Genomic DNA, 6,000 nt, shown 5'->3' with positions numbered 1-6,000 from the left:
TAGTCAACATAGAGGCAGACTGGCGGTCCTGCCGGAGCTGCTGCTCACCGCGTCGAGCCGCGCTGCCCTCTTGGATCGTCTCGGGGGACGTCGGTTCGTGGAATGCGTGATCGGCCCGTCAAATGACGACGATCTGTACTTCTTTGGCAAAGTTGCCGAAAAACTGGTCTGCCAGTTTTTTGGCCGAGCCAAGGATCAGGCGCTGCCCCAACTGCGCAAGCTTCCCGCCGATTTGGGCTTCGACATTGTAAGTCAGCAGCGTGCCACCGTCCTTCTCAACCAAAAGCACCGTCGCACCTCCTTTGGCGAAGCCGGCGACTCCGCCCTCTCCTTCACCGGAAATCTTGTAGCCGTTGGGCGGGTCGAGATCGCCAAGCGTCACGCGTCCCTTGAAGCGGGCCGACACCGGGCCGACCTTCATTTTGGCGACCGCACGAAAGCCGCCGTCGTCCGTCGGTTCAAGCTCCTCGCAACCGGGAATGCACGCCTTGAGCACCTCGGGATCGTTCAACTTCGCCCATACCGCCTCGCGAGACGCCGGAAGCTGGACTTCGCCGTTCATGGTCATGGCCATGCAAACCAATCTCCTCTGTTCGCAACCCCCTCCGTAGAGCCGGGGCCAGATTGTTTCCGCCGCATGATGTCCTCAGTTGACCAAATAGTCAACATAGATATACTTTGCGGCAGATGCACCTGGGCGGAGCGGTCCATGACGAAGTTTCGAGGAGTGTTTCCCTATCTTCCGACGCCGCTTCGAAGCGACGGGACTGTCAATGGTCCCGTGTTACGGGCCATTTGCGATGATCTGATCAAGGCCGGCGTGCATGGTCTCGCAGCTCTCGGTTCGACGGGCGAATATGCCTATCTCAATGCCGACGCTCGTGCCGAAGTCGTGCGACACACTGCCGATGCGACCCAAGGGCGGGTGCCTGTTATCGCCGGCGTCGCAGCCACGACGACTCGCGAGGCCATCCGGCAAGCCATGCGCTGCAAGGAACTGGGAGCTGACTGCATCCTCCTGGTACTCGAGTCATACTTCCCGTTGGATGAGAGGCAAATCGAAAGCTATTTTCGTGCCGTTGCGGATTCGGTCGCTTTGCCACTCTTGATCTACACAAATCCCCAGTTCCAGAAGACCGACTTTTCGATTGACGTTATCGAACGCCTCGCCAACCATCCGCAAATTCAGTACGTGAAAGACGCCTCCAACAACACGGGGCGGCTCCTTTCAATCATGAACCGATGCCCCCAACTTGGCATCTTTGCAGCTTCTTCTCACATTCCAGTCGCCGTCATGATGTTGGGAGGATTGGGGTGGATGGCAGGTCCGGCCTGCATCCTGCCCCGCACGAGCGTCAGACTTTATGATCTGTCAGTCGCCGGGCGCTGGGAAGAGGCGGCTGCTCTTCAACGCCGGCTATGGCGCGTCAACGAGGTCTTCGCAAGGTTCAACCTGGCAGCCTGCATCAAGTATGGCCTTCGCTTGCAGGGATACGACGTCGGATCGCCCGCTGAACCGCAGTCTCCCCTGTCTGAAGCAGCAGGCGCCGAAGTTTCCGACATCCTGAGGGAGTTTGGTGAACTCGGCACACCGGTCTCTGAAAACGCGCCCACCTTCTGAGGGTTCGATCTCAGTCATTTTCGCTGGCCGCGTTGCTCGTCCGAGCTACGTGCGCCCGTCTGCGCCGGCACTCGTCAAACGCAGAAACGGAATCCGCGTGGTCGCCCGCTTCGACGGAAGGGTGAGGCGAACAACCGGGCCCACTGGATGTCGCGGAAGCAGTCGCCTGTCCTGCCGGCCCGCATCCAATTTGTACACTTGTACGATTATTCGTACAGATGTACAGTTTGCTGTCGACAGATAGAGGGCGCCATGAGAGACGTTGCGATCGTAGGGTACTCTGAAACAAAAATAGATGTCCGTACCGGGCGTACATCCTATGAGCTTGCGGGAGACGCTCTCGACGAGATCTTGGTCCGGACCAATGTCGATAAGTCTGAAATCGATGGGCTTTCCGTTTCGGAGACCATGAGCGAGAGCGCGAATCCATTTTGGGCGCAATACATGGCGGACGTACTGGGCATCTCGCCGAGTTGGCTCGAACTGATGGGATTGGGCGGCGTATCGAGCATCGGCGGCGTAGCGCGGGCAGCAATGGCGATCCGCGGCGGCATGTGCTCGATTGCGTTGGTTCTTGCAGCAGACGCGCAATCCAGTGGTACGACGCCGGAGCAAGGTGCCCAGCGGCACGAGTTTCAATATCCAACCGGCTTGCGCGGACCTGTCGGCGCCTTCGGCATGATCATGCGCCGCTATGACCATCTCTACCGCCTGAACAGGGACGCATTGGCAAAGCTGGCGGTCACCCAGCGGCAGCATTCGATCTTGAATGACAATGCTTGTCCGCGCCTGCGCAAGCCGATGACCGAGCACGACTATCTGAATTCGAAGTTGGTCTCCGACCCGCTGCGCGTGCTGGACAGCGTCATGGTCTGTGACGGTGCGAATGCCGTTCTGGTGATGTCGGCAGCGGAAGCGACGAGGCGGGGTCTCAAGGCGGTCTATCCGACGGCCTACGCGGAAAGGACGCACTACAAGGTGACCGAGCCGATGACCGAAATCATGGATTCCGGGTTTCTCGAGGCCGGCCCGCGGGCGCTCAAGCAGGCCGGGCTCGAAGCCTCGGACATCCAGTCGTTTCATCCATACGACGACTTCATCATCGCCATCATGTTGCAGCTTGAGCAGATCGGCTTCTGCCCACAGGGTACGGGTGCGGATTTTGTCCTGAGCCGGGACATGACGTTCAAGGGCGATTTGCCCCTCAACACCGGAGGCGGTCAGATATCTGCGGGTCAACCAGGTCTCGCGGGCGGCGGGCTCAATCTAGTTGAGGCCGTTCGGCAAATGTTTGGTGACGGCGGTCCGCGTCAAATCAAGAGAACTCGGAACGCCATGGTGACCGGTATCGGCGGCATTCCCTACGCGCGCAACTGGTGTACGTCCGGCGTGATGATCCTGGAGCAATGATATGATCGACGACAACATCAAGCCCCAGCGTCCGCTGCCGAAGATCGGCTCCTATCTCGATACCAAGGAGTTCTGGGGCGGGGCCAAGCGCGGCAAGCTCATGCTGCAGTTCTGCACACAGACGCAAAGATACCAGCACTATCCACGGCCGATTAGTCTCTATACCGGCCGACATACGATCGAATGGCGCGAGACCTCGGGAAAGGGCACAATCTATTCGTGGACGGTAACGCGCTCGCCCTGGCCCGGTCATGAGGCGCGGGTGCCTTACCTGTGCGCCTATGTCGACCTCGCGGAGGGAGTGCGGTTTCTGTGCAATCTCGTCGATTGTTCAGAAGACGAAGTTGTCATCGGCATGCCGGTCGAGGTTCGCTGGGACCGGCTAAACGACGAGACCGTCTATCCCGACTTCGCTCCTGTACGGGTCGCGCCGTGAAGCTTGCATCTTATCTGGCCGCGCAAGCGCAGGCGTTCCCTGACAAAGCCGCACTCGTCTGCGGCGAGACCCGCGTGACGTTTCGTCAATTGTACGAGGACAGCGATCGAATAGCGACCGCACTGCGGAAGTCGGGCGTTGCTATCGGTGATCGGGTGGCAATGTGCCTGCCCAATTGCTGCGAGTTCGTCACAGTGTTCTTCGCGATCGTGAAGAGTGGCGCGCTGGCGATGCCGATCAACATGCGATTGTCGACCAACGAGATTGCGACCATCTTTGCGGACGCGGCGCCAGCCGCGGTCTTCTTCAGCGAAGGCGAGCGTGAAGTGGTCGATCATATCTGCCGTGGAGGCGCCGTCCGCCGCTTCGTGGTCGGGCCTTCCGACGACCCGACTGAACTTTCCATTGCGTCGATGCTCGCATGTCAACCGGAACCAATTGAACTGCCTTCCGAGCACGACGATTGCATGATTTCCTACACGTCCGGTACGACTGGACACCCCAAGGGCGTCGTCACCACGCAGGCGAACTATATCGTCGGAAATGGCTTCCTGAACGCGATGTATTGGAAGCTGTCGCCCGATGATCGCATCGTCGTGACGACGCCGCTTGCGCATCGCACGGCATTTGCACGGGTCGGCAACATGGCCGTGTTGGGCGCGACACTGTATATCATGCCGCGCTTTGACGTGAATGAAGCGATGCAACTGATCGAGGCCGAAAAGATCAGCTTGATTTCGATCGTTCCGACCGTCGGAAGAATGATGTTGCCCGTCATCGAGGCTGAACCGACCCGGTTCGGTTCATTGCGCGTGCTGGTCGCAACGGGCGAGGCCTTTCCAGCCGAGATCAAGCGGCGTTTGCTAAAGGCGCTGCCGAAGCTCGAGATATTTTCATTTTTCGCAATGACGGAGGCCGGCTCGCTGGCGATGCTCAAGCCGGACGAACAGTTCGACCATGGGGCTTCGGTCGGTCGCGTCACTCCCGGCGTCGAAATGCGCCTCGTCGATGCAGACGGACAGACGGTCAACACCGGCGAAGCAGGCGAGATTTGGGTCAGATGCGGGTTACCCGGACAATATCTGCTGTTCAGCACTTACTTCAATCAACCGCAGGCGATGCGAGACGCCTTCCAGGAAGGCTGGTTCAAGACAGGCGATATCGGCCGTTTCGACGCGGATGGATTTCTCTATATTGTCGACCGCAAGAAAGACATGGTGCTATCCGGCGGATACAACATCTACTCCAAGGAGGTCGAGCAAGTGCTGCTCCGATATAGCGGGGTTGCCGACGCCGCCGTCGTAGGCGTCCCCGACGACGTTTACGGAGAAGCCGTTGCCGCGTTCATCGAGCCTGAGGTGGATGTGATGCTCACCGAGGACGAATTGATTCGATGGTGCGCCTCTGAGCTGGCAAGCTACAAGAAGCCGAAGCACGTGGTGTTCTTGCGCGAATTGCCGAGGAACAGTACCGGCAAGGTGATCAAGACTGAGTTGCGGACGCTATTCCGCTTACGACACTGACACGCCAAGCGTGGCTACCTAACGAACGAGCGCAACAACGCAAATGAGCGTCAATTCCTTCAAACGGACACCTCCGCCTGAAACCCGCGGGCAATTGCAGCAGAAGCATATTGCCGGCGTGGTGTATGATCTCATTGCGGAGCAAGGGATCGAGAATCTCACGATGCGACAAGTTGCCGATGCTGCCAAGGTAAGTTTGGGCACCATCACGTACCATTTTCGCAGCAAGGAAGCATTGATCGCCGCTGCGCTGGAATCTGGTTATGAATTGCCGGACGACTGGGATCAGTATAAGGGCTCGCCAGCTGCCCAGCTTCGCCGCATTGCTCTATCCTACGCATTGCAGTCGCCCAAGGAGCGCTGGTGGCGATTCTGGATAAACTATGTCGCAATGAGCACCCGCGACGCTGAAATTCAGGCGATTCAAACCAGACGCTTCGACAAGCAGCGCCGGTTCTGGATCAAGCTCTTCAGGGAAGGCAAGGAGCTCGGCGAAATCCGTGGCGACCTACCGGTCGAAGAGACCGTCGATCGGATGCTGGTCGAGGTGCATGGTCATGTCATTCTGCAATTGGTCAAGCCCAATCCGAGAATGCGGATGGATGCGCGCGAGGCGATAAACAGGATGATCGACGCGATCCTCGACAAGCCGTAATTTGCACATCCGTATTTGGTCGGCACCGCGGCTCGCGTTCGCGCTTTCCGGCGCGAGGGCTTCCTGTTCGTTGGTCGGGATCTGCGCTGGCAGCTGCTGGAGCGAGGCCGATCGCGGCCGCACCACCGGCGTGATGGGTGCCGCCACTCGTGGAACATTGAGCGCTGGCGGCGAGCACTGGATTCGCGACGCGCGGCCCGTCGAACGATGCCGATCGGCAGGTCCGCGGTATGTCGTTGATGTGAAGGGCGCAAAGGAGCTGGCGGAGAGAGTGGAAGTCGAACCTACGAGCCAGGCCGTTCGGCGGTCGGGATCGGAAGCTCGGCCAACCGCACCAGTTTCGCACCAGAAACGA

The 6,000-nt window shown here is 59.1% G+C and carries 6 protein-coding genes; 5 read left to right on the top strand and 1 reads right to left on the bottom strand.

All coding sequences use genetic code 11. The annotated features are described in order from the left end of the window. Positions 1-118 precede the first annotated feature (118 nt). Positions 119-574: a CoxG family protein gene (locus IF803_RS35625; protein ID WP_461195440.1), complete on the bottom strand. Its 456-nt coding sequence runs from the start codon at positions 572-574 to the stop codon at positions 119-121. 135 nt (positions 575-709) lie between these two features. Between IF803_RS35625 and IF803_RS35620 the strand changes: the two genes are divergently transcribed. From IF803_RS35620 to IF803_RS35600, 5 genes are all read left to right on the top strand, one after another. Beyond that, positions 710-1,621 carry a dihydrodipicolinate synthase family protein gene (locus IF803_RS35620; protein WP_461195439.1) on the top strand — a complete coding sequence of 304 codons (912 nt, stop codon included), beginning with the start codon at positions 710-712 and terminating at the stop codon, positions 1,619-1,621. A 252-nt stretch (positions 1,622-1,873) separates the two neighbouring features. After that, positions 1,874-3,031, top strand: coding sequence for a thiolase family protein (locus tag IF803_RS35615; protein ID WP_461195438.1), 1,158 nt, complete (start codon positions 1,874-1,876; stop codon positions 3,029-3,031). Position 3,032: 1 nt separating this feature from the next. Next, complete coding sequence (locus IF803_RS35610) at positions 3,033-3,467, top strand: Zn-ribbon domain-containing OB-fold protein (protein WP_038388116.1); 435 nt, start codon at positions 3,033-3,035, stop codon at positions 3,465-3,467. Further along, entirely contained in the window at positions 3,464-4,990 is a 1,527-nt protein-coding gene (locus IF803_RS35605; RefSeq protein WP_461195437.1) for a class I adenylate-forming enzyme family protein, read from the top strand. Before IF803_RS35610 ends, IF803_RS35605 begins: the two co-directional genes overlap by 4 nt. A gap of 43 nt (positions 4,991-5,033) precedes the next feature. After that, positions 5,034-5,645 (top strand): TetR/AcrR family transcriptional regulator, encoded by a 612-nt coding sequence (locus IF803_RS35600; RefSeq protein ID WP_080583573.1) that lies wholly within the window; start codon positions 5,034-5,036, stop codon positions 5,643-5,645. Positions 5,646-6,000: the final 355 nt, after the last annotated feature.

Source organism: Bradyrhizobium sp. UFLA06-06, from assembly GCF_054820065.1.
The sequence above is the reverse complement of the archived record's forward strand: the minus strand, read 5'-3'. Positions and strand labels throughout refer to the sequence as shown.

Coding starts and splice junctions, on each gene's coding strand:
- IF803_RS35625 (WP_461195440.1), bottom strand. CDS start 574: ATGGCCATGACCATGAACGGCGAAGTCCAGCTTCCGGCGTCTCGCGAG.
- IF803_RS35620 (WP_461195439.1), top strand. CDS start 710: ATGACGAAGTTTCGAGGAGTGTTTCCCTATCTTCCGACGCCGCTTCGA.
- IF803_RS35615 (WP_461195438.1), top strand. CDS start 1,874: ATGAGAGACGTTGCGATCGTAGGGTACTCTGAAACAAAAATAGATGTC.
- IF803_RS35610 (WP_038388116.1), top strand. CDS start 3,033: ATGATCGACGACAACATCAAGCCCCAGCGTCCGCTGCCGAAGATCGGC.
- IF803_RS35600 (WP_080583573.1), top strand. CDS start 5,034: ATGAGCGTCAATTCCTTCAAACGGACACCTCCGCCTGAAACCCGCGGG.